This is a genomic window from Streptomyces sp. DSM 118878 (assembly GCF_052936595.1).
The window spans coordinates 2,045,535-2,072,520 of the sequence record NZ_CP193622.1; the positions used below are offsets into that span (position 1 = coordinate 2,045,535).

General features: G+C 72.5%; 26 protein-coding genes. 7 read left to right on the forward strand and 19 right to left on the reverse strand.

The window, feature by feature from the left end; genetic code table 11:
* Window positions 1–35: 35 nt before the first annotated feature.
* The 4 genes from ACRAKF_RS08745 to infC form a co-directional block, all read right to left on the reverse strand.
* Complete coding sequence (locus ACRAKF_RS08745; protein WP_447036360.1) at window positions 36–881, reverse strand: TrmH family RNA methyltransferase; 846 nt, start codon at window positions 879–881, stop codon at window positions 36–38.
* A 178-nt stretch (window positions 882–1,059) separates the two neighbouring features.
* A complete protein-coding gene (gene rplT / locus ACRAKF_RS08750; RefSeq protein ID WP_447036361.1) occupies window positions 1,060–1,446 on the reverse strand; it encodes a 50S ribosomal protein L20 in 387 nt (128 codons plus the stop codon).
* A gap of 97 nt (window positions 1,447–1,543) precedes the next feature.
* Entirely contained in the window at window positions 1,544–1,738 is a 195-nt protein-coding gene (gene rpmI, locus ACRAKF_RS08755; protein ID WP_007829094.1) for a 50S ribosomal protein L35, read from the reverse strand.
* Window positions 1,739–1,846: 108 nt separating this feature from the next.
* Window positions 1,847–2,512, reverse strand: a complete 666-nt coding sequence (infC, locus tag ACRAKF_RS08760) for a translation initiation factor IF-3 (protein ID WP_447041879.1) — start codon at window positions 2,510–2,512, stop codon at window positions 1,847–1,849.
* A 394-nt stretch (window positions 2,513–2,906) separates the two neighbouring features.
* On the opposite strand from infC, the gene ACRAKF_RS08765 reads away from it, so the two are divergent.
* On the forward strand, window positions 2,907–3,284 hold the full coding sequence (locus tag ACRAKF_RS08765; protein ID WP_447036362.1) for a DUF1844 domain-containing protein: 378 nt from the start codon (window positions 2,907–2,909) through the stop codon (window positions 3,282–3,284).
* 42 nt (window positions 3,285–3,326) lie between these two features.
* Here ACRAKF_RS08765 and ACRAKF_RS08770 read toward each other — a convergent pair whose 3' ends face one another.
* The 3 genes from ACRAKF_RS08770 to ACRAKF_RS08780 are packed head-to-tail and all read right to left on the reverse strand — an operon-like array spanning window position 3,327 to window position 7,134.
* Window positions 3,327–4,061 carry an SseB family protein gene (locus tag ACRAKF_RS08770; protein ID WP_447036363.1) on the reverse strand — a complete coding sequence of 245 codons (735 nt, stop codon included), beginning with the start codon at window positions 4,059–4,061 and terminating at the stop codon, window positions 3,327–3,329.
* 11 nt (window positions 4,062–4,072) lie between these two features.
* Window positions 4,073–5,344: a type VII secretion-associated serine protease mycosin gene (gene mycP, locus ACRAKF_RS08775; RefSeq protein WP_447041880.1), complete on the reverse strand. Its 1,272-nt coding sequence runs from the start codon at window positions 5,342–5,344 to the stop codon at window positions 4,073–4,075.
* A gap of 2 nt (window positions 5,345–5,346) precedes the next feature.
* Entirely contained in the window at window positions 5,347–7,134 is a 1,788-nt protein-coding gene (locus ACRAKF_RS08780; protein WP_447036364.1) for a hypothetical protein, read from the reverse strand.
* Window positions 7,135–7,304: 170 nt separating this feature from the next.
* On the opposite strand from ACRAKF_RS08780, the gene ACRAKF_RS08785 reads away from it, so the two are divergent.
* A complete protein-coding gene (locus ACRAKF_RS08785) occupies window positions 7,305–8,507 on the forward strand; it encodes an amino acid deaminase/aldolase (protein WP_447036365.1) in 1,203 nt (400 codons plus the stop codon).
* A gap of 22 nt (window positions 8,508–8,529) precedes the next feature.
* Here ACRAKF_RS08785 and ACRAKF_RS08790 read toward each other — a convergent pair whose 3' ends face one another.
* The 6 genes from ACRAKF_RS08790 to ACRAKF_RS08815 form a co-directional block, all read right to left on the reverse strand.
* Window positions 8,530–9,486, reverse strand: a complete 957-nt coding sequence (locus tag ACRAKF_RS08790; protein WP_447036366.1) for a DUF2510 domain-containing protein — start codon at window positions 9,484–9,486, stop codon at window positions 8,530–8,532.
* 28 nt (window positions 9,487–9,514) lie between these two features.
* Window positions 9,515–10,813 carry a haloacid dehalogenase-like hydrolase gene (locus ACRAKF_RS08795; protein ID WP_447036367.1) on the reverse strand — a complete coding sequence of 433 codons (1,299 nt, stop codon included), beginning with the start codon at window positions 10,811–10,813 and terminating at the stop codon, window positions 9,515–9,517.
* Entirely contained in the window at window positions 10,786–11,052 is a 267-nt protein-coding gene (locus ACRAKF_RS08800; protein WP_447036368.1) for a hypothetical protein, read from the reverse strand. The genes ACRAKF_RS08795 and ACRAKF_RS08800 overlap by 28 nt, the downstream gene beginning before the upstream one ends.
* A 91-nt stretch (window positions 11,053–11,143) precedes the next feature.
* Window positions 11,144–11,923, reverse strand: a complete 780-nt coding sequence (locus tag ACRAKF_RS08805) for a 3-oxoacyl-ACP reductase (RefSeq protein WP_447036369.1) — start codon at window positions 11,921–11,923, stop codon at window positions 11,144–11,146.
* Window positions 11,924–11,929: 6 nt separating this feature from the next.
* Window positions 11,930–13,297 carry an aldehyde dehydrogenase family protein gene (locus tag ACRAKF_RS08810; RefSeq protein WP_447036370.1) on the reverse strand — a complete coding sequence of 456 codons (1,368 nt, stop codon included), beginning with the start codon at window positions 13,295–13,297 and terminating at the stop codon, window positions 11,930–11,932.
* Window positions 13,298–13,304: 7 nt separating this feature from the next.
* Window positions 13,305–14,675 (reverse strand): glutamine synthetase family protein, encoded by a 1,371-nt coding sequence (locus ACRAKF_RS08815; protein WP_447036371.1) that lies wholly within the window; start codon window positions 14,673–14,675, stop codon window positions 13,305–13,307.
* Window positions 14,676–14,750: 75 nt separating this feature from the next.
* Here ACRAKF_RS08815 and ACRAKF_RS08820 point away from each other — a divergent pair, with 75 nt between their 5' ends.
* The 4 genes from ACRAKF_RS08820 (at window position 14,751) to ACRAKF_RS08835 (ending at window position 18,444) form a co-directional block, all read left to right on the forward strand.
* Window positions 14,751–15,524, forward strand: coding sequence for a FadR/GntR family transcriptional regulator (locus ACRAKF_RS08820; protein ID WP_447036372.1), 774 nt, complete (start codon window positions 14,751–14,753; stop codon window positions 15,522–15,524).
* 122 nt (window positions 15,525–15,646) lie between these two features.
* Complete coding sequence (eat, locus tag ACRAKF_RS08825) at window positions 15,647–17,107, forward strand: ethanolamine permease (RefSeq protein WP_447036373.1); 1,461 nt, start codon at window positions 15,647–15,649, stop codon at window positions 17,105–17,107.
* Window positions 17,108–17,178: 71 nt separating this feature from the next.
* A complete protein-coding gene (locus tag ACRAKF_RS08830; RefSeq protein ID WP_447036374.1) occupies window positions 17,179–17,862 on the forward strand; it encodes a gamma-glutamyl-gamma-aminobutyrate hydrolase family protein in 684 nt (227 codons plus the stop codon).
* A gap of 114 nt (window positions 17,863–17,976) precedes the next feature.
* On the forward strand, window positions 17,977–18,444 hold the full coding sequence (locus ACRAKF_RS08835; RefSeq protein WP_447036375.1) for a DNA-binding protein: 468 nt from the start codon (window positions 17,977–17,979) through the stop codon (window positions 18,442–18,444).
* A 21-nt stretch (window positions 18,445–18,465) separates the two neighbouring features.
* Here ACRAKF_RS08835 and ACRAKF_RS08840 read toward each other — a convergent pair whose 3' ends face one another.
* Window positions 18,466–19,431 carry a LysR family transcriptional regulator gene (locus ACRAKF_RS08840; protein ID WP_447036376.1) on the reverse strand — a complete coding sequence of 322 codons (966 nt, stop codon included), beginning with the start codon at window positions 19,429–19,431 and terminating at the stop codon, window positions 18,466–18,468.
* A gap of 70 nt (window positions 19,432–19,501) precedes the next feature.
* On the opposite strand from ACRAKF_RS08840, the gene ACRAKF_RS08845 reads away from it, so the two are divergent.
* Entirely contained in the window at window positions 19,502–20,686 is a 1,185-nt protein-coding gene (locus ACRAKF_RS08845; protein ID WP_447036377.1) for a TDT family transporter, read from the forward strand.
* Here the strand turns inward: ACRAKF_RS08845 and ACRAKF_RS08850 are convergent.
* The 5 genes from ACRAKF_RS08850 to ACRAKF_RS08870 all read right to left on the reverse strand — a co-directional run bounded on the left by ACRAKF_RS08850 (window position 20,613) and on the right by ACRAKF_RS08870 (window position 26,967).
* Complete coding sequence (locus ACRAKF_RS08850; RefSeq protein WP_447036378.1) at window positions 20,613–21,362, reverse strand: helical backbone metal receptor; 750 nt, start codon at window positions 21,360–21,362, stop codon at window positions 20,613–20,615. The genes ACRAKF_RS08845 and ACRAKF_RS08850 overlap by 74 nt on opposite strands.
* Window positions 21,349–21,924, reverse strand: a complete 576-nt coding sequence (locus tag ACRAKF_RS08855; protein ID WP_447036379.1) for a helix-turn-helix domain-containing protein — start codon at window positions 21,922–21,924, stop codon at window positions 21,349–21,351. Before ACRAKF_RS08855 ends, ACRAKF_RS08850 begins: the two co-directional genes overlap by 14 nt.
* Window positions 21,925–22,074: 150 nt before the next feature.
* On the reverse strand, window positions 22,075–23,079 hold the full coding sequence (locus ACRAKF_RS08860) for a hypothetical protein (protein ID WP_447036380.1): 1,005 nt from the start codon (window positions 23,077–23,079) through the stop codon (window positions 22,075–22,077).
* A gap of 152 nt (window positions 23,080–23,231) precedes the next feature.
* Complete coding sequence (locus ACRAKF_RS08865) at window positions 23,232–25,841, reverse strand: ABC transporter permease/substrate binding protein (RefSeq protein WP_447036381.1); 2,610 nt, start codon at window positions 25,839–25,841, stop codon at window positions 23,232–23,234.
* Window positions 25,834–26,967, reverse strand: coding sequence for a quaternary amine ABC transporter ATP-binding protein (locus tag ACRAKF_RS08870; protein ID WP_447036382.1), 1,134 nt, complete (start codon window positions 26,965–26,967; stop codon window positions 25,834–25,836). The genes ACRAKF_RS08865 and ACRAKF_RS08870 overlap by 8 nt, the downstream gene beginning before the upstream one ends.
* Window positions 26,968–26,986: the final 19 nt, after the last annotated feature.

Below are 26,986 nucleotides of genomic sequence, written 5' to 3' on the forward strand. Positions count from 1 at the left end.
GCGAGATGGGGAGGGCCCCCGAGCCCGTCACACTACTAGCTCGATGTGACGGAGCGGCACCCTCCGGCGGCGCGCTGTGCACGGGCGGACGCGTAGAGGCACACGGCGGCGGCCGTGGCGAGGTTGAGGCTCTCGGCCCGGCCGTGGATCGGGACGCGCACCACGGCGTCGGCGAGCGCGCGGGTCTCCTCCGGCAGGCCCCAGGCCTCGTTGCCGAAGACCCAGGCGCTGGGGGTGCCCATGGTGCCCTTGTCGAGCTCCGTGTCGAGGTCGTCCTCGCCCGCGCCGTCGGCGGCGAGGATGCGCACGCCCGCGTCCTTGAGCCCCCGTACGGCCTGCTCCACGGGCACGCCCACGGCCACCGGAAGGTGGAACAGCGACCCGACGGAGGCCCGTACGCACTTCGGGTTGTAGAGGTCCACGGAGGCGTCCGTGAGGATCACCGCCTCGGCGCCCGCCGCGTCGGCGCAGCGCAGCACGGTCCCCGCGTTGCCGGGGTCGCGTACGTGGGCGAGGACGGCGACGAGCTTCGGCCGCGCCGCCAGGATCTCCGCGAACGGGGTGTCGAGGAACCGGCAGACCCCGACGAGCCCCTGCGGCGTCACGGTGGTGGAGATGTCGGCGATGACGTCCTCGTCGGCGAGGTGCACCCGCGCCCCGGCGGCGCGCGCCTCCCCCACGATGTCGGCGTACCGCTCGGCGGCGTCGACGGTGGCGAACAGCTCGACGAGCGTCTCCGCGTGCCCGGCGGCCTCCCGTACGGCCTGCGGCCCCTCGGCGAGGAACAGCCGCTCCTTGCCCCGGAAATTCCGCTTGGCCAGCCGCCGCGCGGCACTGACGCGGGGCGACTTGGGGGAGATCAACTCGGGGGCGGCGGTCATGAACTCACCTTCGGGGATGTGGGGCCCCGTAAGGGGCGCGGGCAGGAGGGCCCCGTCAGGGGCGCGGGGAACTGCGCGAGAAGCTCCCAGCGGCCCGCGGAAAAAGACGGCGGACGCACACGGACCCGTAAGCCACACGTGGCCTACGGGTCCGGGGGGGCGCTCAGAGACGCACGGCTCAGGCGGCGGCCTTGGGCGCGTTGACGTCCGACGGCAGCGCCTTCTGCGCGACCTCGACCAGCGCGGCGAACGCGTTCTGGTCGTTGACGGCGAGCTCCGCGAGGATCTTGCGGTCCACCTCGACGTTGGCGGCCTTCAGACCCTGGATGAAGCGGTTGTAGGTGATGCCGTTGGCGCGGGCAGCGGCGTTGATGCGCTGGATCCACAGCTGACGGAAGTCGCCCTTGCGCTTCTTGCGGTCGTTGTAGTTGTAGACCAGGGAGTGGGTGACCTGCTCCTTGGCCTTGCGGTACAGGCGCGACCTCTGGCCGCGGTAACCCTTGGCCGCCTCGAGGATCGCCCGACGCTTCTTGTGGGCGTTGACTGCCCGCTTGACGCGTGCCACTTGTTAACTCCTTGCAGCGGGGCCGTGGTGGGAGTCACACGGCCCGATATCGATTGGGTCCCGGTCAGAGCTCAGGGCGCGCGGTGCGCGCCCCGGCTCACTTGCCGAGAAGCTTCTTGATCTTCTTGGCGTCGCCCGGGGCCATCTCGGCGTTGCCGGTGAGGCGACGCGTCAGACGGGACGACTTGTGCTCGAGCAGGTGGCGCTTGCCGGCACGCTCACGGAGCACCTTGCCGGAGCCGGTGACCTTGAAGCGCTTGCTGGCACCGCTGTGCGACTTGTTCTTCGGCATAGCGCCGTTCTCTCCTCGTCAGTAGCACTCCGATGCCCGGTCGTGAAACCGGGCATCCGGAAGCCATATGTGTCAGTTGGCGATCCCCTGGACTCGCGTCCGGGAGGATCAGGCCTCGGCGGGAGCCTCGGCCGGGGCCTCGGCGGGAGCCTCTTCGTCGAGCTCCTCCCCCTCGGCGGAGTTCTGCGAACGGCCCGGATTGGCCTTCGCGTCCGCCTTGCGGGCCGCCTGGGCCTCACGGGCCTCGGCCATCGCCTCGGTCTTCTTCTTGTGCGGACCGAGAACCATGATCATGTTTCGGCCGTCCTGCTTCGGGTTCGACTCGATGAACCCAAGGTCCTCGACGTCCGAAGCGAGGCGCTGAAGCAGTCGGAAACCCAGCTCGGGGCGGGACTGCTCGCGACCACGGAACATGATCGTGATCTTGACCTTGTCGCCCTGCTTGAGGAACCGGACGACGTGACCCTTCTTGGTGTCATAGTCGTGCGGGTCGATCTTCGGCCGGAGCTTCATCTCCTTGATGACCGTGTGCGCCTGGTTCTTGCGCGCCTCACGGGCCTTCATGGCCGACTCGTACTTGAACTTCCCGTAGTCCATGAGCTTGCACACGGGCGGCCGGGCGGTCGCCGCGACCTCGACCAGGTCAAGGTCGTACTCCTGCGCGAGCTCCAGGGCTTTGGCAAGCGGAACAATTCCGACCTGCTCGCCACTGGGGCCGACAAGTCGCACCTCGGGAACGCGAATCCGGTCGTTGATGCGGGGCTCGGCGCTGATGGATCCTCCTCGGTAGCACCACGCGACCGTCTGGCGGACAGCCGCGTTACGTCTGTTAACTCGACCAACCGAGCGAGGCCACAAAAAATGCCCCGACCGATCACACTGAAGGGGCTCCATGTACTACCGGAGCACCTCCGCGGTGATCGCGGGGCGCACATCGGACGACCCGAAGCCCCATGGACTTCGGCCGCCTGACCGGTGACCCGCCGCTCCGGGGAGCGGTCAGGTGGGAGAACGGAGCCTCCACTTGTGGGCCGGATCCTCGCGTGTTGGCACACGGTGTCCGGCCGGTCGTTACACAAGGTTAGCAGCTCCACCGGGGTGGAGCGAACCCATGGCGCCCCGGCGCCCGGCGCCCGGCACCGGACGGGCGCGGCTTATCGTGTGGGACATGAGCGACACGACCCCCACCCCCGAGTCCCCCGCGGGTGACTCCCCCAGTTTCGACACCATGACCCGTGACATCGCGGACGTCCCCGCGGTCGAGGTGATCACCACGGTGGCGGTCCACCTGATGAGTGCCGCCGCCGTGAACCTCGGCCTCGCCGAGGGCGGCGAGGGCCACAAGGACCTCGACGAGGCCCGCAAGCTGATCCACTCCCTCGCCGGCCTGATGGACGCGAGCGCCACGGAGATCAGCTCCTTCCACGCGGCGCCGCTGCGGGACGGCCTGAAGTCCCTCCAGCTCGCGTTCCGCGAGGCGTCGGTCGTGCCGGACGAGCCCGGTCAGGGCCCCGGCGAGAAGTACACGGGCCCGGTCTTCGGCTGAGCTGGGACTGAGCGCTGGATCAGGCTGAGACTGAGCGCTGGATCAGGCCGTACGTACGTAGAGGGGCTCGCCCGGTGGCGTCGCCTCGGCCGGCAGGAGTGCCAGGTCGAGGCCGCGCACCAGGCGGGCCCTCAGCGTTTCGTCGGCGGCGATGGTCCGCGCCACGCGCTGGGCGGCCTCGGCCGGGTCGGCGGAAACGTCGAGGACCAGTGCCAGGGTGCCGTCGGCGGAGCCGGCACCGAGGTGGGCCCTGACGACCGCGGGCTCGGCGGCGACGGCCGCGCGCACGGCCTCGCGCACGGCGGGGTCGGCCAGCGGGTCCGCGTCGGCGCGGCCCTCGGCGAGGGCGAGCAGCGCGGCCCTGCCCAGTTCGTAGGGGACGGGGCCCGCGAGGTCCAGGACGATCGTGTCGGCCTGTTCGTGGGCGGCGGCCTGGAGCGCCTGGTGCAGGGGCACGGCGACCGGGCGGGCCGCCGGGTCCCACAGGGCGAGGGCCTCGGTGGAGGTGAAGGCGGGCAGGGCCTTGCGGTCGCCTGCCTTCAGGGTGGGCACCGCCATGTCGCTGGTCTTCTCGCGACGCAGACCGTTCTCGTCCTCCTCGACCTCGCCGAGCACGGCGACGACGGGGACGAGGAGCCGGGCGCCGGCCAGGGCCGCGAGGACGGGGCCGTGGGCCGTGCGGTCCCCGGCCCAGGCGGTGAGCGCCGCGGCGAGCGCGGGGTCGGCCGACCCGTCGTCGTCGGAGAAACCGGGGTCGGGAATGTTCTTGTTCGCCACGGTCCCCGACCCTACAGAGGCGGGCCGGGGGCCTTGGCGGCAGGTGGGACGGTCACCCGGCGGGTGGGGCGTCTGGTGCGCCACAGGTGGACCGCTGCCGCCAGCAGGGCCACGCCGAGGGCGGCCGCGGTCGGGCCGGTCCAGGCCGCGGGGCCGGTGGTTCCCTTGTCCGCGTCGGGGCCCGGGCCGAAGTACGTCTCTCCGTACGCCGTGGCGCGCAGCTCGTCCGGCTTGAGCTTTCCGGCGCGGGCGAGGGCCGCCGCGGGGTCGATGAGGCCGAAGCCGCGGGAGTCGTCACGGCCGCCGGACGGGGCGTCGCGGGCGGTGTCCTCCAGGAGCTGCTTGATCTGCGCGGGCGCGAGGCCCGGGTGCTCGGCGCGGATCAGGGCGACCGCGCCCGAGACGAAGGCGGCGGCGGCGCTGGTGCCCCAGCCCTCGTAGTACTTGCGGTCGGGGTCGGCGATGACGATGTCGTCGCCCGGCGCGGCGACGGTGGCGTACCAGCGGCGGGTGGAGAAGGAGGCCCGGGCGCCGTTCTCGTCGACGGCCGTCGCGGCGATCACGCCGGGGTAGGCGGCCGGATAGGAGATGTGGTCGCCGCGCTCGCCGGCGTTGCCCGCCGAGGCGACGACGGCGACGCCCTTCTTGAGGGCGTACTGCACGGCGGCGTCCTCGGACGGTTCGGGGTGGGCGGACCTGGAGTCGTCGCCGAGGGAGAGGTTGATGACGTCCGCGCCGTGGTCGGCGGCCCAGCGGATACCGTCGGCGAGGGCGTTGCCGCGGGTGTTGCGGGCCTTCTTGCGGGCGGGGTCGCCGTCCTCCAGGATCACGCGGACCGGCAGGATCCGCGCTGCGGGCGCGATGCCGAGCACGCCGTCGCCGCGGGCCTCGCCGTGGCCGTGGCCCGCGATGATGCCGGCCATGGCGGTGCCGTGCCGGGCCCAGGGGCGGTCGCCGCGGGAGGCGCCGAAGCCGACCATGTCCTTGCCTTCGAGGACGTTGCCGGCGAGGTCCGGGTGCCGGTCGTCCACGCCGGTGTCCAGGACGGCGACGGTCACGCCCCTGCCCTTGGTGGTCTGCCAGACCTGGCTGGTGTGCATGGCGTCGAGGCCCCACTGCTGGACGCGGATGCCGTCGTCGGCGCGGGCGGTGGCGGCCGGGGCGAGCACCAGCGCGGCGCCGAGCACGGCGACGAGGGCCCTCCGCCCCCGGGGTCGCCCCTGCCGGGCCTTCGCGGCCTCCGTGGCCCTCGTGGCCCTCGTGGCCCTCGTGGCCCTCGTGATCCTCACGCGTTCTTCTCCGCGTCCGCGATGGTCTTGCGCAGGCCGCGTTCGACGCGGTCGGCTATGCCCTTCGCCTCGTGGCCGAGGCCGGACTGGGCGGGGGCGGAGTCGTTGCCGTCCATCGCCTCGGCCGCGGGCTCGGGGTCGGTGACGGCCCTGCCGTCGGCGAAGCCGGACACGGCGTACGCGATGACGGGCGCGTCCGGCAGCACGGACAGGGTCCAGGCCGCGCGCTGGGCGTCCCCGAAGTCCTCGGCGACCGTGCCGTCGGCGGCGTAGGCGCGGGGCATCAGGTCGGTGCGCCGGTCGAGCCCCTCCTCGGTGATGCGGTTCCGCAGCGCCCGCATGGCGTCGGCGTCCGCCTTGGCGAACATCAGGCCCACCGTGGTGACGTGGCTGCGGGTCGCGTCGGTGTACGTGGCGCGCAGCAGCCGCAGGCAGCCCGCGGGGGCCAGGGCCTTGGCCAGCAGCGGGTCGAAGGCGGCCCGGCAGTTGCTGTCCGGGGCGACGGCGACGCGGGTCCAGGCGCGGTCGGCGCCGCCGGGGCCCGCGCCGCCGCCCTTGAGGGTGCGCGGGAAGAGCCGGTCCACGGGGACGCTGTGCCAGAGCGCGCCGGTGACCTCGTACGCGCTGCGGGCGCCGCTCGCCGCGGACTCGCCGGTCAGCCAGCTGCCGGTGGCCGCGCCGCCGATGAGGCCGAGCCCGACGACCGCGCAGGCCGCGGCGGCGGCCACGCGGGGGCGCGCCCAGGCGCCGACGCGGCGAAGCCGAGTGGTGGTGTCGTCGTACAGGGCGGGCGGCGCGAACACGACGAAGGGTCGCCCCGCTCCCGGTCCGGGCGTCAGATCGACGGTCCCGACGGCACGCCGGGCGGCCGTGGCGCGGGGCGCGTCGCCGCGTGGGCCCACGTGGGTCTCCGCCGTCCGGGCCTGCGGGGCGTCGGGGGTGGGCCGCGGCGCAGTGGTGATCTCTTCGGGCGCCTCGGCCTCGGGGGGCGCCTGCCGCGGGAGCGGCTCGTCCGCCGGGGCGGGCGGGGTGGCCTCGACGGGCGGGGCGGAGGGCTGCGGCGGCACGGCGGCGGGCCGCGCGGGCGCCTTGGGGGGCGTGTCGGGCAGCCGTGCCGACGCCGGGGGCGGGGGCGGTACCTCGCGTGGCGTACGGGCACGCTCGAAGGGAGCGAGGAGGTCCTCTATGCGGGCCGCCCGGTCAGACTCCTCCTCGGCACCGGCGGCCGCCCGCGGACCGTCAGGGGACAGCCCCTCACCGCCCGACGTACGAGCACCGGAAGACCGAACCGAGGGAGCCGGGCCGGCCTCCATGGCGGCCGGGCGGGCGGCGGTGGCGTTCGAGGCGCCGGGAGCTGAAGGGTCCTCAGGGGCGGTCGAGGCGCCGGGGACCCGGGTGACCTCAGGGGCGGTCGAGGCGGCGGAGGCCCGGGGGTCCTCAGGGGCGGTCAAGGCGCCGGAAGCCCGGGCGTCCTCAGGGGCGGTCGAGGCACCGGAGGCCCGGGGGTCCTCAGGGGCGGTCGAGGCACCGGAGGCCCGGGGGTCCTCAGGGGCCTTCGAGGCGCCGGGAGCTGAAGGGTGCTCAGGGGCGGTGGTGGTGGGGCGGGTGGGGTGTGGGTCGGTCAGGAGCCAGTCCTCGTCCACCGGGGGGCGCACGTCGGGGAAGCGGGCCGACGGGGGCGGCGGAGGGTCCGGCGGGAGTGTCGGGCGGGGCGGCGGGAGTGTGGGGCGGGGCGGCGTGGCGGGCCTCGGGGGGATCGGGGTGCGACGCGCCTCCGTGCTCATGCTCCCCCGTCTCCTCGCACTCCGGTGCCGGAGCGCTCGGCCCGGCGAGGCTCCGTGCGCGTCACTCTACGGGCAGACGCAGGTCGCGCGGGAACCCGGATCGTGCCCCCGGGCGATCTGCCCGGATCATCCCCCTACCCTCGGGTAATCGTGTCTGGCAGGCTTCGGCCATGACTGCCCCCGCCGCGGACAGGGCCCGCTACGACAGGGCCACCGCACACCTCGACGCCCCCGTCGCGATCGTCGATCTGGAGGCGTTCGACGCCAACGCCGACGACCTGGTGCGCCGCGCCGGCGGCAAGCCGATCCGCGTCGCGAGCAAGTCCGTCCGCTGCCGGGCCCTGCTCGAACGGGTCCTGGCCCGTGACGGCTTCACCGGGGTCATGTCGTTCACGCTCGCCGAGTCCCTGTGGCTGGCCCGCTCCGGCTTCGACGACGTGCTGCTCGCCTACCCCTCGGCGGACCGGGCCGCGTTCGCCGAGCTCGCCGCCGATCCGAAGCTCGCCGCGAACGTCAGCGTGATGGTCGACGACCCCGCCCAGCTCCGGCTGATCGACGGGGCCAGGGGCGGCGGGAAGGAGGAGATCCGGGTCTGCCTGGAGCTGGACACCTCCCTGCGGGCACTCGGCGGCCACGTGCGCGTCGGCGCCCTGCGTTCGCCGCTGCACTCGCCCGAGCAGGTCGCCGCCCTGGCCCGCGCCATCGCCCGGCGGCCCGGGTTCCGGCTCGTGGGCGTCATGGCGTACGAGGGTCATGTGGCCGGCGTCGGTGACGCGGTCCAGGGGCGTCCGGCGCGCTCACGGGCGATCAGGCTGATGCAGGCGGCGGCCCGCAAGGAGCTGGCGGAGCGCCGGGCGCGGACCATCGCGGCGGTCCGTGCGGCCGTTCCCGACCTGGAGTTCGTGAACGGCGGCGGCACGGGCAGCGTGCAGCACACCGCGGCCGAGCCGGCGGTGACGGAGATCGCCGCGGGGTCGGGTCTCTACGTACCGCGGCTCTTCGACAACTACACGTCCTTCCGGGGGCGTCCGGCCGCCCTCTTCGCGCAGCCCGTGGTGCGCAGGCCGGCGCCGGGCACCGTGACGGTGCTCGGCGGCGGCTACCCCGCGTCGGGTGCTGCGGGCCCGGACCGCTCACCGGTGCCGTACCTGCCCGAAGGGCTGCGGTACGACCCGCTGGAGGGCGCGGGCGAGGTGCAGACCCCGCTGCTCGGACCGCCGGCGGACGATCTGCGGATCGGCGACAAGGTGTGGTTCCGGCACGCCAAGGCCGGGGAGCTGTGCGAACGCTTCGCCACCCTGCGGCTGGTGGTGGGCGACACGGTCACGGCGAGCGTCCCGACCTACCGGGGCGAGGGACACACCTTCCTCTGACCGGGCCCCGGGTGACGGGGCCTCACCCCGTGGGCGTGACGCCGCTTCCCACGCCGCCGCTCGACTCGCTGTCGTCCACGGACCGGATGCCTCTCGTGATCTCGTCCATGTCCGAGACCGGCGGCGCCCCGTCCCCCGCGCCGACGGCGAAGCGGACGATGACCATCGACTCGGAGCCGACGCTGGAGGCGAACGCGAGGGACTGGGCGTAGCCGCCGGGGCCCTTCGCCGTGTGGACGCGCCAGCGCACGTAGTAGCCCGCGCGCCCCGCGACCGCGACCTGGCCGGCCTCGACCTGCTCGTGGCCGGTCATGCCGCCGTAGGGCTGCCGGTCGAGCACGTCCTTGTCGTAGGCGGCTTCCGCCGCGTCCTTGATGTCCCCGAGGGCGAGGGCCTTGGGGTCGGTCTCGTCGGTGCCGGTGGCCGTGCTGGAGGTGACCGTCCCGTGGCGGCAGTTGCCGGAGTCACCGGGGCAGTCGACGATGTCGGGCGTCTGGATCGTCGCGCCGCCGCCGACGCTGTCGTCGTCCTTCTCCCAGCCCTTCGGCACGGGCAGCGTGATGCCGTTGAGGTCGTCGACCAGGGTGTCCGGGTCGGGGTCGGCGGTCGGGGACTTCGACTCCTGCTCCGTGGCGGTCGCCGTGGGACTCGTCTCGGCCTCCGTGCTCGGCGCGGCCACGGTCCCCGGGTCGTCGCCGTCCTTGCCGAGGACGACGACGCCCGTGACGATCGCCGCGACGAGCACGACTCCGGCGGCGACCAGCGCGAGGATCTTCGCGCGGCCGCCGCCGGAGGGCACCGGGGCCATCACCGTCGTCACGGCGGGGTCCGGCGCCGGGCCGAAGCCCTGGGGCGCCGGGGCCGCTTGAGCGGTCTCGGGAGTGCGCCGGTGCTCGGTCCACGCTGTTCCGTCCCACCAGCGCTCGACGGCGGGCTGCTGCGGGTCCGGATACCAGCCGGGTGGTGGCGACATGCTCATCCCGGCACTGTAGGACGTGGCGCGAAGATCAGTACACCGAGTCCCGCTGGTCGGGCACGGCCGAGCCGTCGGCGCGCAGGACCGGGCCCTTGTCCCCGCCGTGTTCGTTGTACGCGGCGGTCGAGCACGGGTAGGCGCCGCTCTTGCGCGGCAGCGGCTCGATGAACATCGGGTTCACGACCCAGCGGCCGTCGGCGTCATCGTACGCGCGGCACATGAACTCGGCCTTGTTGCGGTTGAGCACGAGGTGCGCTCCGGTGGCGTCGCCGACGAAGGTCACGTCCGTGTCGGCGTCACCGCCGCCGAGCGCGATGCGGTGGGCGCGGTCCTGCTTCTGCCAGGCCGCCTTGCCCTTGACCCCGTAGATCTCCTGGTTGATCCAGCACCGCTTGCCGTCGATGTACGGGATGACCTCGCCCTTGTTGACGGGCACTCCCCCGCAGCCCTGGTTCCAGGTGGTGATGCGGCCCTCGCGGTCCAGGACGGAACGGATGGCGACGGTGTGCGCGCGGTCGATGCCCACGCTCTTGGACCAGACCTCGGTGACCGGCTCGGAACCCGCCGAGACGATGTAGACGTCGAACCCGGCCTTCTTGAGCGTGCGGATCAGGTCGCGCTGCTGGTCGTAGTAGCGCACGTAGCCGGGGATCTTGTGCGTGCCGACGGTCTGCTGGGTTCCTATGGGGGCGGCGAGCGCCTCCTTGCGGGCCTTCGCGGCGTACGACTCCAGTTCGGGGACGGTGTGGCCGGCGAAGATCTGCGGTACCCAGGCGTACTGCGGGACGGTGTGGCGGTGGTCCCACTTCCCGGCGAAGGCGCCGGCGCCGCTCATCGTCTTCCCGTCCTCGCGGACCTCGAAGATCTCGTCGGCGCAGGCGGTGTCGGTGGAGGTGGGCAGCGGCTCGCCGACGGGGACCTTCGTGCCGCAGGCCTTGGTCAGGGCGCGGTCCGCGGCGTCGGTCATCCACTTGCTGGTGGACTTCCAGCTCTTGGGGCGCAGGATCTTGTCGTGCCGCAGGGACCAGGCGATGGTCGCGTCGGTCACGTCGTTCTTGGTGATGGTGTTGTCCCAGTCGAAGGCGGCGACCGGGCGTTTCCCGCCGTGTCCGAGACGCGGGTCCGAGCAGCGTCCGCGCTCGTCGATCATCCGCTGGAGCTTGGCGCGGTTGTCACCGTGCCACGTCAGCTTCTTCGAGAGCCGCGGACAGTGCGCGTCGCTGGTACGGGAGTTCGCGGGCGTGGCGGCGGCCGCGGGGGAAGCTGCGGGCAGGGCCGCCAGGGAGGCGGCCGTGGCCAGCGTCAGCGCCACAAGGTGTCTGGTACGCATGTGAGTGCACCGTACATCAGTCCTGCTGACCCGACGACGGATTCGGCGCGCGTGTGCTGGAGCCGTGCCCTGTTCTCGCCGTACCAGCCCTGGGAGGCGGTGAGGTCGGGGCAGGTCAGCGACCGGCCGTGGGCGGCTTTGGGCTGGGTGGCCTCTGCGGTGGCCTGGACGGCGAGGAGACCGGCTGCGGCGACGGCGAGTACGGCGGCGGCCGCGGCGGCGCGGCGCTTGAGGTTCACGAACACACTCCCGTGTCTACGCAGGTCAGCCGGGCGTCGTGCGACGCCCGGCCGACGCCCGGGTGGCTGCTGCGTGAACTGCGCGCTGTGCCTACAGCGGGGTCACGTACGCCCCGGAGATGCCGCCGTCCACGAGGAAGTCGGTGGCGTTGACGAACGAGGAGTCGTCGCTGGCGAGGAACGCCACGGCGGCGGCGAGCTCGTCGGCCTCGGCGAAGCGGCCCACGGGGATGTGCACGAGGCGGCGCGCGGCGCGCTCGGGGTCCTTGGCGAACAGCTCCTGGAGGAGCGGGGTGTTGACGGGGCCCGGGCAGAGCGCGTTGACGCGGATGCCCTCGCGGGCGAACTGGACGCCGAGCTCACGGGACATGGCGAGGACGCCGCCCTTGGACGCGGTGTAGGAGATCTGCGAGGTCGCGGCGCCCATCCGGGCCACGAACGAGGCGGTGTTGATGATGGAGCCCTTGCCCTGGCGGCGCATGTAGGGGATGGCGGCCTTGCAGCACAGGTAGACGGAGGTGAGGTTGACCTCCTGGACGCGCTTCCAGGCGTCGAGGCCGGTGTCGAGGATCGAGTCGTCGTCCGGCGGCGAGATGCCCGCGTTGTTGAAGGCGATGTCGACGGAGCCGTAGGTGTCGAAGGCCGTCCGGAACAGCGCGTCGACCTGCTCGGCGTCGGTGACGTCGACCGGGACGAAGAGCCCGCCGACCTCCTCGGCGGCCTTCTTGCCCGCGGCCTCGTCGATGTCGCCGCAGACGACGTGGGCGCCCTCGGAGGCGAGGCGCCGCGCGGTGGCGAGGCCGATGCCGCTGCCGGCGCCGGTGATGACGGCGGTGCGGCCGACGAGGCGGCGGCAGATGTTCTCTGACATAGGGGTTCAGGCCTCCGTACTGATGAAGACGTTCTTGGTTTCCGTGAAGGCGTGCAGGGCGTCCGGGCCGAGCTCGCGGCCGAGGCCGGACTGCTTGTAGCCGCCGAAGGGGGTCCAGTAGCGCACGCTGGAGTGCGAGTTGACGGACAGGTTCCCCGCCTTGACCGCCTGCGAGACGCGGAGCGCGCGGCCCACGTCACGGGTCCAGATCGAGCCGGAGAGGCCGTAGTCGCCGGCGTTGGCGAGACGCACGGCGTCGGCCTCGTCCTCGAAGGGGATGACGACGGCGACGGGGCCGAAGACCTCCTCCGTGGCCACCGGGGCCCGCGGATCGACGTCGGTGAGCAGCGTCGGCGGGAACCAGAAGCCGGGGCCCTCGGGGGCCGTCCCGTGGATGCCGTCGCCGGGGGTGACGTAGGAGCGGACGCGGTCGAGCTGGGTCCGGGAGATCAGCGGGCCCATCTGGGTCTTCTCGTCGGACGGGTCGCCCACGACGACGGACTCGACCGCGGGCGCCACCCTCTCCATGAAGCGGTCGTACACCGAACGCTGCACGAGGACGCGGGTGCGGGCGCAGCAGTCCTGGCCGGAGTTGTCGAGGTACGACATGGGGGTGGCGAGGGCCGCCGCCTCCACGTCGGCGTCGGCGAAGACGATGTTCGGGCTCTTGCCGCCTAGTTCGAGGGTCAGCCGCTTCACCCGGTCGGCGCACGTGGCCATGATCTGCTTGCCGACACGGGTGGAGCCGGTGAACACGATCTTGGCGACGCCGGGGTGCTCGACCAGCGCTCTGCCCGCGACGCCACCCTCGCCGGGCAGGACCTGGAAGAGCCCCTCGGGCAGCCCCGCCGCCAGGGCGAGTTCGGCGAGGCGGAGCGCGGTGAGCGGTGTCGTCTCGGCCGGCTTGAGGATCACCGCGTTGCCCGCCGCCAGGGCGGGGGCCGTGCCCCACGCGGCGATCGGCATCGGGAAGTTCCAGGGGGCGATGACGCCCACGACGCCGAGGGGCTCCAGGACGGTGACGTTCAGGCCGCCGGGTACGGGGATCTGCCGGCCGCTCAGCCGCTCGGCTCCCCCGGCCGAGAAGTCGAGGAGGTCCCGGACGTTGCCGGCCTCCCAGCGGGCGTTGCCGATGACGTGCCCCGCCTCGCGCACCTCCAGGCGGGCCAGCTCCTCCAGGTGGTCGTCGACCTGGGCGGCGAAGCGGCGAAGCAGTCGGGCGCGGTCGGCGGGGGCCGCCGCGGACCACTGTTCCTGGGCCCGCGCCGCACGGGTGACGGCGGCGTCGATGTCCTGGGGGGTGGCGGCGGGGACGGTCGCGACGAGTTCTTCCGTCGCCGGGTTCAGTACGTCGAGGTTCAGTACGTCGGGCAAGGCTGCCTCACATGCGTTCGAAGGAGCGGCGGAGCTCCCAGTCGGTCACCGCGGAGTCGAAGGCGTCCAGCTCGACCCGCGCCATGTTGCGGTAGTGCGCGACGACCTCGTCGCCGAAGGCGGCCTTCGCCACAGGGCTGTTCTCCCAGAGCTCGGCGGCCTCGCGCAGGGTGGTGGGGACGTGTGCGTACTCGCCGGAGTAGGCGTTGCCCGTGCACTCCTCGGGCAGTTCGAGCTTCTGCTCCACCCCGTACAGGCCCGCGGCGACCAGGCCGGCGACCGCGAGGTGCGGGTTCACGTCACCGCCGGGCAGCCGGTTCTCGAAGCGCAGGGAGCGGCCGTGGCCGACGACGCGCAGGGCGCAGGTGCGGTTGTCCTGGCCCCAGGCGACGGCGGTGGGGGCGAAGGAGCCGGGCACGAACCGCTTGTAGGAGTTGATGTGGGGCGCGTAGAGCAGGGAGAAGTCGCGCAGCGCCGCGAGCTGGCCCGCGAGGAAGTGCCGCATGAGGGGCGACATGCCTCCGGGGTCGTCCGGTGACCCGGCCATGGCGTTGTCGCCGTCGGCGTTCTGGAGCGAGAGGTGGATGTGGCAGGAGTTGCCCTCGCGCTCGTTGAACTTGGCCATGAAGGTGAGCGAGACGCCCTCCTGGGCCGCGATCTCCTTGGCGCCGGTCTTGTATATGGCGTGCTGGTCGCAGGTGACGAGGGCCTCGTCGTAGCGGAACACGATCTCGTGCTGGCCGGGGTTGCACTCGCCCTTGGCGGACTCGACGACGAGGCCGGCCGCCGCCATCTCGTTGCGGATGCGGCGCAGGAGGGGTTCGACGCGGCTGGTGCCGAGGACGGAGTAGTCGACGTTGTACTGGTTGGCCGGGGTCAGGTTCTTGTACCCGGCGTCCCACGCCTGCTCGTAGGTGTCCTTGAAGACGATGAACTCCAGCTCGGTGCCCACGTGGGCGCTGAGGCCCAGTTCGGCGAGGCGCTCCAGTTGGCGGCGCAGGATCTGCCGGGGCGCGGCGACCACGGGCGAGCCGTCGCTCCAGGCGAGGTCCGCGACGAGCATGGCGGTGCCCTCGTTCCAGGGGACGCGCCGCAGGGTGGTGAGGTCGGCGTGCATGGCGAAGTCGCCGTAGCCGCGGTCCCAGGAGGACATCGCGTATCCGTCGACGGTGTTCATCTCCGGGTCGACGGCGAGGAGGTAGTCGCAGCCCTCCGTGCCGTGTTCGAGGACCTCGTCGAGGAAGAAGCGGGCGGCGAACCGCTTGCCCTGGAGCCGCCCTTGCATATCGGGAAAGGCCAGGACGACAGTGTCGATCTCGCCGCTCGCGACGAGGGCCTTGAGCTCCTCGACGGCGAGCGGGGGTGTGCGGTCTGCCACGGGAAAAGCCTCCTTGGGTCAGCCGAGGGCCATAAGGTATTGCGGAGAACCTTTGCTTGGGAAGGGGGTGCGGGCATGTCGCACACGGAAGAGGGCACCTCGCTCGTGCGGGGCGTGGAGAGCGTGCGGTCGCCGCGGGACGGCGACCGGCTGACCCCGGTGCTGCGTCCGGTGCGCGCGGGCAACGGCTTCGAGGAGGCCCTGGAGCAGATCCTCCAGGTCGTACGCCTGGGCCTCGTGCCCGGCGGTGAGCGCCTGCCGTCGGAGCGGGAGCTCGCCGACCGCCTCGGCATCAGCCGCGTCACGCTGCGCGAGGTCCTGAAGGTGCTCCAGGACCAGGGCCTCGTCGAGTCGCGGCGCGGGCGGTACGGCGGCACCTTCGTGCGCCCGCGCCCCGGGGCGGCGGGCGAGGACGAGCTGCGCCGCAGGGTCGTGGACGTGGACGTCGAGGACGCGCTGCGCTTCCGCGAGGTGCTGGAGGTCGGGGCGGCCGGGCTCTGCGCGGCGCACGGTCTCGACGCGGGGCAGGCGGACCGGCTGCGGGAGGCTCTGGCGCGGACGCATGACGCGCCGCTCGCGGAGTACCGCCGCCTGGACACCCTGCTGCACCTGACGCTCGCCGAGCTCTGCGGATCGCCGACGCTGACCGCGCAGTACGCGGCGGTGCGGGCGACCGTGAACGACCTCCTGGACTGCATCCCGCTGCTGGTACGGAACTTGGAGCACTCCCAGCGTCAGCACACCGCGCTCGTCGACGCGGTGCTCGACGGGGACGCGGACGGGGCGCGGGAGATGATGCGGGAGCACTGCGCGGGTACGGCGGCGCTGTTGCGGGGATTCTTGACGTGAGGGCACACATTAACCACGCGGTAACGCACGGGTCTTGATTTCCGCCGTCCGGGGCGGCAAAGGTATGGCTCCGTTCCATTAAGTCGCCCGTCGCAGTGCCGCCGCCGCATAGGAGCCGTGCCATGACCGTGGAATCCTCCGATCCGGGTCCCGCCGAACCACGTCCCGCCGACCCGGCGGACGACTACCTGGAGCGCAGGACGCTCCGCCGGGGCAACGCGGGCTGGGTGCTGCTCACCGGCCTCGGCGTCGCCTACGTCGTCTCCGGCGACTTCTCGGGCTGGAACTCGGGCCTCGCGGAAGGGGGGTTCGGCGGTCTCGGCATCGCCATGGCGCTCATGGGCGTGATGTACGCCTGCATGGTCTTCTCGCTGGCCGAGCTCTCCTCCGTACTGCCCACGGCCGGCGGCGGCTACGGCTTCGCGCGCCGGGCGCTCGGCCCCTGGGGCGGCTTCCTGACCGGCACGGCCATCCTCATCGAGTACATCCTGGCGCCCGCCGCGATCTCCATCTTCATCGGCGACTACGTGGAGTCGCTCGGCCTCTTCGGTCTGACCTCGGGCTGGCCGGTCTATCTCGCCTGCTTCGTCGTCTTCATCGGCATCCACCTCTGGGGCGTCGGCGAGGCGCTGCGGTTCAGCTTCGTCGTGACCGGCATCGCCGTGGTGGCACTGCTCGTCTTCGCGGTCGGCGCGTTCACGGACTTCGACGCCTCCCGGCTCAATGACATCCCCGTGGACGCGGACGCCCTCGGCTCCAACTCGTGGCTGCCACTGGGCCTGCTGGGCATCTGGGCGGCGTTCCCGTTCGGCATGTGGTTCTTCCTGGGGGTCGAGGGCGTGCCGCTGGCCGCCGAGGAGACCAAGGACCCGGCGCGCACGCTGCCGAGGGCGATCCGCTGGTCGCTGGCCATCCTGGTCTTCCTCGCCCTGCTCACCTTCTTCGCCTCGGCGGGCGCGCGCGGCTCGGCGGCCATCCAGTCGGCGGGCAACCCGCTGGTCGAGGCGTTGCAGCCGGACGGCAAGGCCACGGGCCTGAGCCGCGTCATCAACTACGCGGGGCTCGCGGGCCTGGTGGCCTCCTTCTTCTCCCTCATCTACGCGGGCTCCCGCCAGCTCTTCGCGCTCTCCCGGGCCGGCTACCTCCCCCGCTTCCTCTCCCTGACCAGCAGCCGCAAGGCGCCCTACCTCGGCCTCATCGTCCCCGGCGCGATCGGCTTCGGGCTCGCGGCGGCCACCGGGGACGGCGCCCGCATGCTGAACGTCGCGGTGTTCGGCGCCACCATCTCGTACGCCCTGATGTCGCTCTCGCACATCGTGCTGCGCCGCCGCGAGCCGGGCCTGGAGCGGCCCTACCGCACCCCCGGCGGCGTCCTCACCTCCTCCGTCGCGCTGGTCCTCGCCTGCGCGGCGCTGGTCGCGACGTTCCTCGTGGACGTGACGGCGGCGTTCATCGCGCTCGGGGTGTACGTGGTCGCGCTCGCCTACTTCGGCCTCTACAGCCGCAAGCACCTGGTGGCCCGCGCCCCGGAGGAGGAGTTCGCGGCGCTGGCGGCGGCCGAGGCGGAGCTGGCACGCGACTGACCGCCGCGACGCGGCGGTGGCGATGGCGGTTATGACACAGGCTCTGAACATCACATACCGAGGGGAGTCCAGTGAACAGGCCACTGATCGGAGTCAGTACGTACTGGGTGTCGAGCGCGAGCTGGGGCGGCTGGGAGCTGCCCGCGGCCCTGCTGCCCGCCGGGTACCCGCTCCTGGTGCAGGCGGCGGGCGGCCTCGCCGCGATGCTGCCGCCGGACGGCCCGGAGAGGGCCGCGTCGGCCGTCGCCCGGCTCGACGGCGTGGTGATCGCGGGCGGCCCGGACGTCGATCCCGCGTGCTACGGCGCCGAACGGGACGAGCGCACGGGCCCGCCCGCACCTCGGCGGGACGCCTGGGAGCTGGCCCTGATCGAGGCGGCCCTGGAGTCCGGGACTCCCCTGCTGGGCATCTGCCGGGGCATGCAGCTCCTGAACGTGGCGCTGGGCGGGACGCTGGTCCAGCACCTGGACGGCCACTCGGAGCAGGTGGGCGCGTTCGGCACCCACGCGGTGCGGCCGGTCGCGGGGACGCTCTACGCGTCGATCGCCCCGGACGCCTCCACGGGCGTCCCGACCTACCACCACCAGGCGGTGGACCGCCTCGGCAAGAACCTCGTCGTCTCGGCCCACTCGGAGGACGGCACCCCCGAGGCCATCGAACTCCCCGGCCCCGCTTGGACACTCGGCGTCCAGTGGCATCCGGAGATGGGGGACGACACGCGGGTGATGGAGGCGCTGGTCAGAGCCGCGTCCTGAGCCGCCCCGGGGCCACCGCCGTCCGGAGTCCCGGGTCTCCCGCCCCCTCCTAGAAAACACTTTGTTCACAACGAAAGGTTGACAGCGTCTCGTGCGCGGGCGCACGCTGATCTCATGACAGCCACTCCCGAGCGGCCCGCCGACGCCGCCGACCCCTTCACCGCCCCCCACCCGGAGCAGGCCCGCGCCCAGCGGGTCTACGCGGCGCTGATGCGCGTCGCCGAACGGCACGGCGCCGATGACGAGCAGCGGCGCAGGCAGGCACACCCCACGGTTCTCGGCCCCCACGAAGCGGTCAGGCTGGTGTCGTTCCTGCTCAGCGGCGCCGCGAAGCCGATGGACGGCGAGCCGGAGGTGGACCACGCCGACATCACGGCGGCGCTGACCCTGCTGCCGCTGGTCCGCGGCGAGCTGGACGAGCTGGAGACCGGGCTGCTCCAGATGGCGCGGGGCCGCGGCATGACCTGGCCGGAGATCGCCTTCGGCCTCGGCCTCGGCACCCCGCAGGCCGCCCGGCAGCGGTACGAGCGGCTGGCGTCCCGTACGGATACGGGCGACTCGGACCGGGCGGCGCGGGGCTGACCGCGGCTGAGGGGCCGTCGCTCACGCCGCGCGCGTGCCGGGGCCGTTCCTCGTCAGGGTCAGCAGGTCCCGCGCCGGGCCCGCCGGGCGGTGGCCCGTCGGCCAGACCGCTCGCAGTTCGCGGCGCAGGCGCACGTCCCGCAGGGGGATCTCCACCAGGCGGCGGGCGGCCAGTTCCTCGCCCACCGCCAGCTCGCTCAGGACCGAGGGGCCCGCGCCGCTGACCGCCGATGCCTTGACGGCCGTCGTGGAGGAGAGCTCGATCAGCGGGCGCGCGAGGCCGCCGAGCGCCGCGTCGAGTACCTGGCGGGTGCCGGAGCCCTCCTCGCGGAGGATCAGGGGCGTGGCAGCGAGCTCCGCGGGGTCGAGCGGCTTGTCGCGGCGCGCCCACGGGTGCGAAGGGGCCGTCACCACGACCAGGCGGTCGTGCGCGATGACCACGTCGTCGAGGCCGCCCGGCACCGTCAGGCCCTCGACGAAGCCGAGGTCCGCCTCGCCGGCGAGGAGCCGGGACGCCACGGCCGCGGAGTTGCCCGCGAGCAGCGACACCGCCGTGTCGGGCCGCTGGGTGCGCAGGGCGATGAGCCAGCCCGGCAGCAGATACTCGGCGATGGTCATGCTCGCCGCCACCCTGAGCCGCGAGTCCCGCCGGTCGCGCAGCGCCTGCGCCCCCGCGTCGAAGGCCTCCGCCGCCTCCACGACCCGCCCCGCCCAGTCGGTCACCAGGGCCCCGGCGTCCGTGAGGCGCGAGCCGCGCGGCGACCGGTCCACGAGGGCCACGCCGAGCTGCCGCTCCATGGCGCGGACCCTGCTGCTCGCGGCGGGCTGGGTGATGCCCAGCTCCCGCGCGGCCCGCCCGAGACTGCCGAGCCGCGCCACGGCGAGCAGGAGCTGGAGCGCCCCGAGGTCGGGGACCCGGTGGGCGAGTGAGGCCTGTGGCGAAGCGGGGTCGAAGGGACGGGAAGGCGGTACGGGGGACGAGCTCATAAAGCCAGCTTATGTGCCCATAGGAACAGGGCTCCTGGTGACGGCCACCGCTCCGTACGAAGGTGAGGTCATGGTCACCGCCGTCCCACCCTCTCGTACCGCGTCGTCCGGCGCAGCCGCAGGTCAGGCCCCCGGAGCCGGGGCCCGAGCGGCAGGCGTCCGCCACCTCGGGCCCAACTGGTACGCCTGCGTCATGGGCACCGCCATCGTCGCCAACGCGGGCGCCGCCCTCCCCTACCGGCTCCCCGGGACGCGCACGGCCTGCACCGCTGTCTGGGCGCTGTCGCTGGTGATGCTCGCCGTGCTGCTCGCCGCCCGCGCCGCGCACTGGGTGCACCACCGCGACCAGGCCCGCGCCCACCTCCTCGACCCGGCCGTCGCGCCGTTCTACGGCTGTCTGTCGATGGCCCTGCTCTCGGTCGGCGCGGGCGCGCTGCTCGTGGGCGAGGACTGGATCGGCAGCGGCGCGGCGCTCGCGCTCGACACCGTCCTGTACACCCTCGGCACGGCCATCGGCCTCGCCGCGGCCGTCGCCATCCCCTACCTGATGGTGGTCAGGCACCGCATCACCGCCGACCAGGCGTCGCCGGTCTGGCTGCTGCCCGTGGTCGCGCCGATGGTGTCGGCCGCCGTCGGCCCGCTGCTCGTCCCGCATCTGCCCGCCGGCCAGCCGCAGCAGACGCTGCTGTACGCCTGCTTCGCGATGTTTGGCCTGAGCCTGCTCGCCACCCTGGTGATGCTGCCGGTGATCTTCGCCCGTCTGGTGACCGCGGGCCCGCTGCCGACCGCCCTGACCCCCACGCTCCTGCTGGTGCTCGGCCCCCTGGGGCAGTCGACGACCGCCGCCGACAAGTTCGCGGACGTCGCGCCGGGCGTCATCGCCGCCCCGCTGGAGCGCGGCTTCCTCGCCTTCGCCGTGCTCTACGGAGTGCCCGTGATGGGCTTCGCCCTGCTCTGGCTGGCCCTCGCGGCAGCCATGGTGCTGCGCGCCCGGCGTGAGGGCATGGGCTTCGCGATGACCTGGTGGGCGTTCACCTTTCCCGTCGGCACCTGTGTGACGGGCGCCGAGGGCCTCGCCCGGCACACGGGTCTTGCCGCCTACGACTGGCTCGCGGCCGGTCTCTTCGCCGCCCTCGTCGTCGCCTGCGCCGTGGCCCTCGCGCACACCGTGCGCGGCGTCCTCAACGGCTCGCTGCTCGCAGCGCCGGGCCGAGCACCGCGGGAGCCCGGGCCAGCGAAGGCCCGTACCAGGTGAGGTGCCGGCCGCTGACCAGGGCGATCGACGGGGAGTCCGGGAACGCCTCGGGGCCGTCGTCGGGTGTGAAGCGGTAGGGCTCGTCGGGCAGGACCAGCAGGTCCAGGTCCGGGCTCCGCAGTTCCTCGACGGGGACCTTCGGGTAGCGCTCGGCGTGAGCGGCGTACGCGTTGTCGACGCCCAGGCGCGCCAGGACGTCACCCGCGAACGTGTCGCGGCCGAGGACCATCCACGGCCGCCGCCAGACGGGGACGGCCGCCCGCAGCCGGGCCGTGGGGGGCGGCAGGTTCCGCCACGCGGTCTCGGCCTCCCGGAGCCAGCGGGGGCGCCCGGCGCCACAGGCCGCGAGGACCCGCTCCAGCTCCACGAAGGCCTGGGGCAGCGTCCGCACCTCGGTCACCAGGACCTCCACGCCGGCGGCCCGCAGCGCCGCCAGGTCGGGGGCGCGGTTCTCCTCCTCGTTGGCGATCACCAGGTCGGGCGCAAGAGCCACGACGCGGGGCACGTCCGGGTTCTTCGTGCCGCCCACGCGGGTGACGTCGAGGTCCGCCGGGTGGGTGCACCACTCCGTCGCCCCGACCAGCGCCCCCGGCGCCGTGGCGGCGACCGCCTCGGTCAGCGAGGGTACGAGGGAGACGACCCGCAGCGGGCCGCGCGGCACGTCAGCGCCCCCCATCGTCCACGGCCTCGATGTGGTCCCCGACGGCGACCACCAGGACCCGGGTGTCCGGCACGGTGGCCCGCCACCGGTGGCGCACGCCGCCGGTGAGGAAGAGGCAGTCGCCGCGTCCGAGGCGGTAGGCGCGGCTCTCCGCCTCCATCTCGACGGCGCCCTCGATGACGTACATCAACTCGTCGTTGCGGTGCTGGAATTCGCGGCCCTCGTCGTGGTCGCCGATGAATTCCAGGGCGTGCAGCTGATGGTGGCCGCGCGCCAGTTCCCGTACGCGCGCCTCGGGTGTCGAGTGGTCCAGGTCCGTGTCGTCGTGCGCGCGCACGACCTCGACGGTGCGGGCCGGGTCGGCGGCGGCGAGGAGCTCCACGTCGGTGGTGCACAGAGCGTCGGCGACCCGTTGCAGGGAGCGCATGCTGGGCCGGGCGCGCTCGTTCTCGATCTGACTGAGGAACGGCACGGAGAGGCCGCTGCGCTCGGCGACGACGGCGAGGGTCAGTTCGAGCTGCCTGCGGCGCCGCCGCACGGCCGAGCCCACCCGGAGGGTCTCCTTGTGCTCGTCCATCGCCTCGGCTCCCTTCAGCGCATCACCCACTCTCAACCCTGAGGGGTTGTCTGCACCCTACGCATGTTCGCCGGACGGTTCTGCCCCGTTGCCGGGACCGCCCGTTCCCCGCCTTCCGCCGCGGATACGGAAAGGCTCCGGGCGCCGACCTTACTTCCCGAGTGCGCGCCAGTAGAGCAGTTGTCCGGATTCGCCCGGCGCGGAACCCTCGGCGGGCACGAACAGACTCACGAGGAGAGCCGGTTCGCCCCGCGGGTCGGTCAGCAGCGTGGCGGAGGGGTTGGCGAAGGCGCGGCTGCCGCCGTGGGTGCGGATGTCGAGGCGGTCGGCGCGCCCACTCGGGGGATCGTAGGCGTACGTGGCCCAGCTCCCGAAGTCCCCGCGCCGCCCCTGTCCCTCGACGAGGACCACCCGCCGGCCGCCGAGCTCGACGGGCGCGCGGTCCCCGATGTTGCCGCCGTTGCCCAGGGACCGCACGGCCCGGTCGAGCCGCCGGTCCGGCTCGGCGTGCCAGTGCCGGAAGCCGGTGAGCGTGGCCCTGAGCTGGCGGTCGGTGTCGCAGCCCGCGCGGTAGTGCCCGGTGAGGTGGACGGTCGCGCCGCGCACCGCGGTGATGCTCGGCGTGCCCTCGGCACAGCGCGACAGGGTCAGCGGCGCGTCGAAGGATTGCCGGGCGCGGCCCGCGAGGAGCGCCGCGACATCCTCGTACGACCGCACGGCGATGTGGTTGCGCGGGTCCTTCTCGTGGGCGAGGACGTAGCCGCCGCGCCCGTCGTGGGCGAGCGAGGCCTGGTGGGTGCCGGGGCCGAAGTCGTGGCGGCGCTGCCAGTGGAGCAGGTCGGTGGAGGTGGCGACCGCCGCGTGGAAACGGCCGTCGGCCAGGAGCGTGTGGTAGACGGCGAGATAGCCACCGTCCTGGGCCTGCTCGATCTGCGCGGCGTCCATGGTGCGCCCGGTGTGGTCCCGCAGGTCGTAGCGGTGCCCGTCGGCGGCGGTGACGTCCCCGGCGAGCGCGGCGAGGCGCGCGGTGGCCGCGGACGCGGGGGCGGCCTCCGCCCGCGCGAACTGCGCGACGAGCAGGGAGGCGGCCAGGGCGAGGGCGGCGGCGAGGTAGAGGCGGGCCGTCCTTGGCTGCCTGGCGTTCACGGGGCTCACGTCACGTTCGTTCGGTTCTGTTCCGGACGGGCCGGTTCCGGATGGGGCGGGCCCAGTCGAGATTAGGCACCGGGACGGCCCGCGGGAACGCCGGGAGGGGTGGGCTTTGCCACAAGGCGAGACCCACCCCTCCAGAGGGTGCTGCGGTGGAACTACTTCGCGGAGACCATCTTCTCCTCGAAGCCCGGGTTCTTCTTCAGCCAGGCGTCAACGGCCTTGGGCTCGTTGTTCTTGCCCGCCTTGTTGATCTCGTTCTCCAGGCTCGCCAGCTCCTTCTCGCTCATCTTGAAGTCCTTGAGCCACTTCGTGAGCTGCGGGTACTGGCTCGGGAAGTCCTTGCCGGAGAGCATGCGGATCGTGTTGCCCTTGCCGAAGCCGCCCTTGGGGTCCTTCAGCTTGGTGAGCTTGTACTCGCTGTACGCCCAGTGCGGCGACCAGAGCAGGACCGCGACCGGCTCCTTCTTGGCGTACGCGGCCTTCAGCTCGGTGAGCATCGCCGGGGTGGAGCCCGCGGCGATCTCGTACTCGTCCTCCAGGCCGTACCCGGGCAGGACCTTGTCCTTGAGCGCCTGCATCACGCCGGTGCCCGGCTCGATGCCGATGATCTTGCCCTTGAACTTGTCGCCCTTGCCCTTGAGGTCGGCGAGCGACTTGACGTCCTTGACGTAGGACGGGACGGCGACCTCCAGGGAGGTCGGGCTGTACCAGGAACCGAGGTCCTTGAGGTTCGCCTTGTTCTTGTCCCAGTACGTCTTCTGGGCGGTGGGCAGCCAGGCGTCGAGGTTGAGGTCGATGTCACCCTGCGCGAGACCGGTGTAGGCGGGGCCCACGTCGGCCGGCGTCAGCTCCATCGTGTAGCCGCGCTTCTCCAGGACGCGCTTCCACAGGTTGGTGACGGCGATGTTCTCGTCCCAGGCGAAGTACGCGGCCTTCAGCGGACGCTTCTTCTCCTCGCTGCCGGTGTTCTTCGGCAGCGGGGCGAGCGCGTCGACGACCTTGGGGTTCTCCTTCAGCCAGGCACGGACGGCGTCCTGCTGCTTGCCCTTGCCGGCCTTGTTGATCTCTGCTTCGAGGCTGGTGAGCTGCTTCTCGTCCATCGAGAAGTTCTTCAGCCACTTGGCGACCTGCGGGTTCTCCTTCGAGAAGCCCTTGCGCGCCAGCGAGTGCACGCCGTCGCCCTTGCCCCAGGCACCCTTCGGGTCCTTGAGCTTCTTCAGGTCGAAGTCGTTGTACGCCCAGTGCGGTGACCAGAGCGGGACGACGATCGGCTCCTTCTTGTCGTACGCCGCCTTCAGCTCGGACAGCATCGCGGTGGTGGAGCCGTCGACGACCTTGTACTCCTTGTCGAGGCCGTACTCCTTGAGGATCTTGCTCTTCAGGAGCTGCATCTCACCGGCGCTCGGCTCGATGCCGGTGATCTTCCCGTCGAACGTGTCGCCCTTGCCCTTGAGGTCGGCGAGGGAGTTCACGTCCTTCATGTACGCGGGGACGGTCAGCTCAAGGGACGTCTTGTCGTACCAGGCGCCGAGGTCCTCCAGCTTGTCGCCGTACTTCTTCATGTACGTGGCGTGCGTCGTCGGCAGCCACGAGTCCGTCTGGAAGTCGACGTCGCCCTGGGCGAGCGAGGTGTAGAGCGGTCCCGCGTCCAGGAGGCTGGCGTTCACCTTGAAGCCGCGCTGCTCCAGGATCTCCTTCCAGAGGAAGGTGGAGGCGATGCCCTCGTCCCAGTTGATGTAGCCGATGTTGATTTCCTTGCCCTGGCCGACGTTCTTGGAGTCGGCCACGGACTCGGTCTTGTCATCGGTGAAGATGCCCATGCCGCCCGCGACGAGCGCGAGGATGACGACGCCGACGCCCGCGACGACGGGCCGGGGACGGTAGTTCCACAGGTTCAGGCCCTGCGCGGCCCGCAGCTTGGCGAGCGCGCGGCGGCCGAGCGGGGAGACCTGGCCGCCGAGACCGCTGGTGACACGGTCCAGGTAGATGGCGAGGATCACGATGGAGACGCCCGCCTCCGCGCCGAGACCGACGTCGAGCTGGCCGATGGCCGCGTTGACGTCGGCGCCGAGACCCGGGGTGCCGACCATGCCGGTCAGGGCCGCCATGGACAGGCCGAGCATGATGACCTGGTTGACACCGGCCATGATCGTCGGCAGTGCCAGGGGCAACTGGACGCGGAAGAGGGTGTTGCGGGGCGTGGTGCCGAACGCGTCGGCGGCCTCGACCAGCTCCTTGTCGACCTGGCGGATGCCCAGCTCGGTCATGCGCACGCCGGGGGCGAGCGCGAAGACGATCGTGGCGACGATGCCCGCGGGGGCGCCCATCCGGAAGAACAGCAGCGCCGGGATGAGGTAGATCATCGCGGGCAGCGTCTGCATGAAGTCCAGGACGGGCCGCACGACGCCGCTGACCGTCTTGGAGCGCGCCGCCCAGATGCCCACCGGCACGGCGATGACCAGCGCCACGAACGTCGCGACGAGCACCAGGGCCAGCGTCATCATCGCGTTGTCCCACAGCTCCAGGGACACGATGAAGGCGAAGCCGGCGAAGGAGAGGACACCGCCGAGCAGGCCGCGCAGCCAGAACGCGATGATGGCGAGGATGCCGGCCATCAGCAGCGGCTCGGGGCCGGAGAGGACGTCGAAGACGCCGTCCCACATGTTCTGGAAGATCGTCTTGATGAACGAGAACAGCCAGTCCATGTGGGTTCTCAGCCACTCGACCGAGTCATTGACCCAGTCGCCGAAAGGAATCCTAGGCACCGCTGCTCACCTTGCCCACGCTCTTGCCGCCGTTGTCCTGCGCGGTCTTCTCCGCCGAGTCCTCGCCGAGGGCCACGGCCGCGTCCTGCGGCTGCGGCTCGGACTCCATCGGCTCGCCGAGCACGGCGAGCAGCCTGGAGCGCGGCACGACTCCGATGAGCTTGCCGTCCTCGTCGGTCACGGCCACCGGCACCACGCTGGTGGAGCAGGGCGTGAACAGCTCGATGATCGGGGTGTCCCCGGTGACCGTCGCGGGCGCGTCGGCCTGCACGAAACCGTCATCGGGGTCGGCCATGATCGCGCCCGCCGTGAGGACCCGGGAGCGGTCGACGTCCTGCGTGAACGCGGCGACGTAGTCGTTGGCCGGGGTGACCAGGATGTCCTCGGAGGTGCCTATCTGGACGATGCGGCCGTCGCGCATGACGGCGATCTGGTCGCCCAGGCGCATGGCCTCGTTCAGGTCGTGGGTGATGAAGACGATGGTCTTTTTCAGCCGCTTCTGGAGGACCAGGAGCTGGTCCTGCATGTCGCGGCGGATCAGCGGGTCGAGCGCGCTGAACGACTCGTCCATGAGGAGCAGGTCGGCGTCGGTGGCGAGCGCGCGGGCCAGGCCCACGCGCTGCTGCATGCCGCCGGACAGCTCGTCGGGCCAGGACTTCTCCCAGCCCTTGAGCCCGGCGAGCTCCAGCGCCTCGGTGGCGCGCTTCTCGCGCTCGGCGCGCGGGACGCCCTGCACCTCCAGGCCGTAGCCGGCGTTCTCCATCACGCTGCGGTGCGGGAAGAGCGCGAAGTGCTGGAAGACCATGCTGATCTTCTTGGAGCGCACCTCGCGCATCTCGCGGGCGCTCAGCTCGGTGAGGTCCTGGCCGTCGAAACGGACGTGACCGGCCGTCGGCTCCGACAGCCCGTTGAGCATGCGCAGCAACGTGGACTTGCCGGATCCGGAGAGACCCATGACGACGAAGATCTGGCCCGGCTCTACCTCGAAGGAGGCATCGATCACGGCGGCGGTGGTGCCGTCGGCGCGCAGCTCCTCCCGGTCGGTTCCGTGGCGGAGTTTCTCCACCGCGTCAGCGGGTCGTCTGCCGAATACCTTGTACAGGTGTTCGGCTTGCAGCCTGGACACATACACCTCTCGGGTTGAA

Bases quoted from the DNA above. Each gene is read 5' to 3' on its own strand.
- ACRAKF_RS08850 (WP_447036378.1), bottom strand. From the start codon at position 21,362: ATGGGGGGCGCTGACGTGCCGCGCGGCCCGCTGCGGGTCGTCTCCCTC.
- ACRAKF_RS08840 (WP_447036376.1), bottom strand. From the start codon at position 19,431: ATGAGCTCGTCCCCCGTACCGCCTTCCCGTCCCTTCGACCCCGCTTCG.
- ACRAKF_RS08805 (WP_447036369.1), bottom strand. From the start codon at position 11,923: ATGTCAGAGAACATCTGCCGCCGCCTCGTCGGCCGCACCGCCGTCATC.
- ACRAKF_RS08790 (WP_447036366.1), bottom strand. From the start codon at position 9,486: ATGAGCATGTCGCCACCACCCGGCTGGTATCCGGACCCGCAGCAGCCC.
- ACRAKF_RS08780 (WP_447036364.1), bottom strand. From the start codon at position 7,134: ATGAGCACGGAGGCGCGTCGCACCCCGATCCCCCCGAGGCCCGCCACG.
- ACRAKF_RS08795 (WP_447036367.1), bottom strand. From the start codon at position 10,813: ATGCGTACCAGACACCTTGTGGCGCTGACGCTGGCCACGGCCGCCTCC.
- ACRAKF_RS08765 (WP_447036362.1), top strand. From the start codon at position 2,907: ATGAGCGACACGACCCCCACCCCCGAGTCCCCCGCGGGTGACTCCCCC.
- ACRAKF_RS08855 (WP_447036379.1), bottom strand. From the start codon at position 21,924: ATGGACGAGCACAAGGAGACCCTCCGGGTGGGCTCGGCCGTGCGGCGG.
- ACRAKF_RS08820 (WP_447036372.1), top strand. From the start codon at position 14,751: ATGTCGCACACGGAAGAGGGCACCTCGCTCGTGCGGGGCGTGGAGAGC.
- ACRAKF_RS08745 (WP_447036360.1), bottom strand. From the start codon at position 881: ATGACCGCCGCCCCCGAGTTGATCTCCCCCAAGTCGCCCCGCGTCAGT.
- ACRAKF_RS08845 (WP_447036377.1), top strand. From the start codon at position 19,502: ATGGTCACCGCCGTCCCACCCTCTCGTACCGCGTCGTCCGGCGCAGCC.
- eat (WP_447036373.1), top strand. From the start codon at position 15,647: ATGACCGTGGAATCCTCCGATCCGGGTCCCGCCGAACCACGTCCCGCC.
- ACRAKF_RS08835 (WP_447036375.1), top strand. From the start codon at position 17,977: ATGACAGCCACTCCCGAGCGGCCCGCCGACGCCGCCGACCCCTTCACC.
- rpmI (WP_007829094.1), bottom strand. From the start codon at position 1,738: ATGCCGAAGAACAAGTCGCACAGCGGTGCCAGCAAGCGCTTCAAGGTC.
- ACRAKF_RS08785 (WP_447036365.1), top strand. From the start codon at position 7,305: ATGACTGCCCCCGCCGCGGACAGGGCCCGCTACGACAGGGCCACCGCA.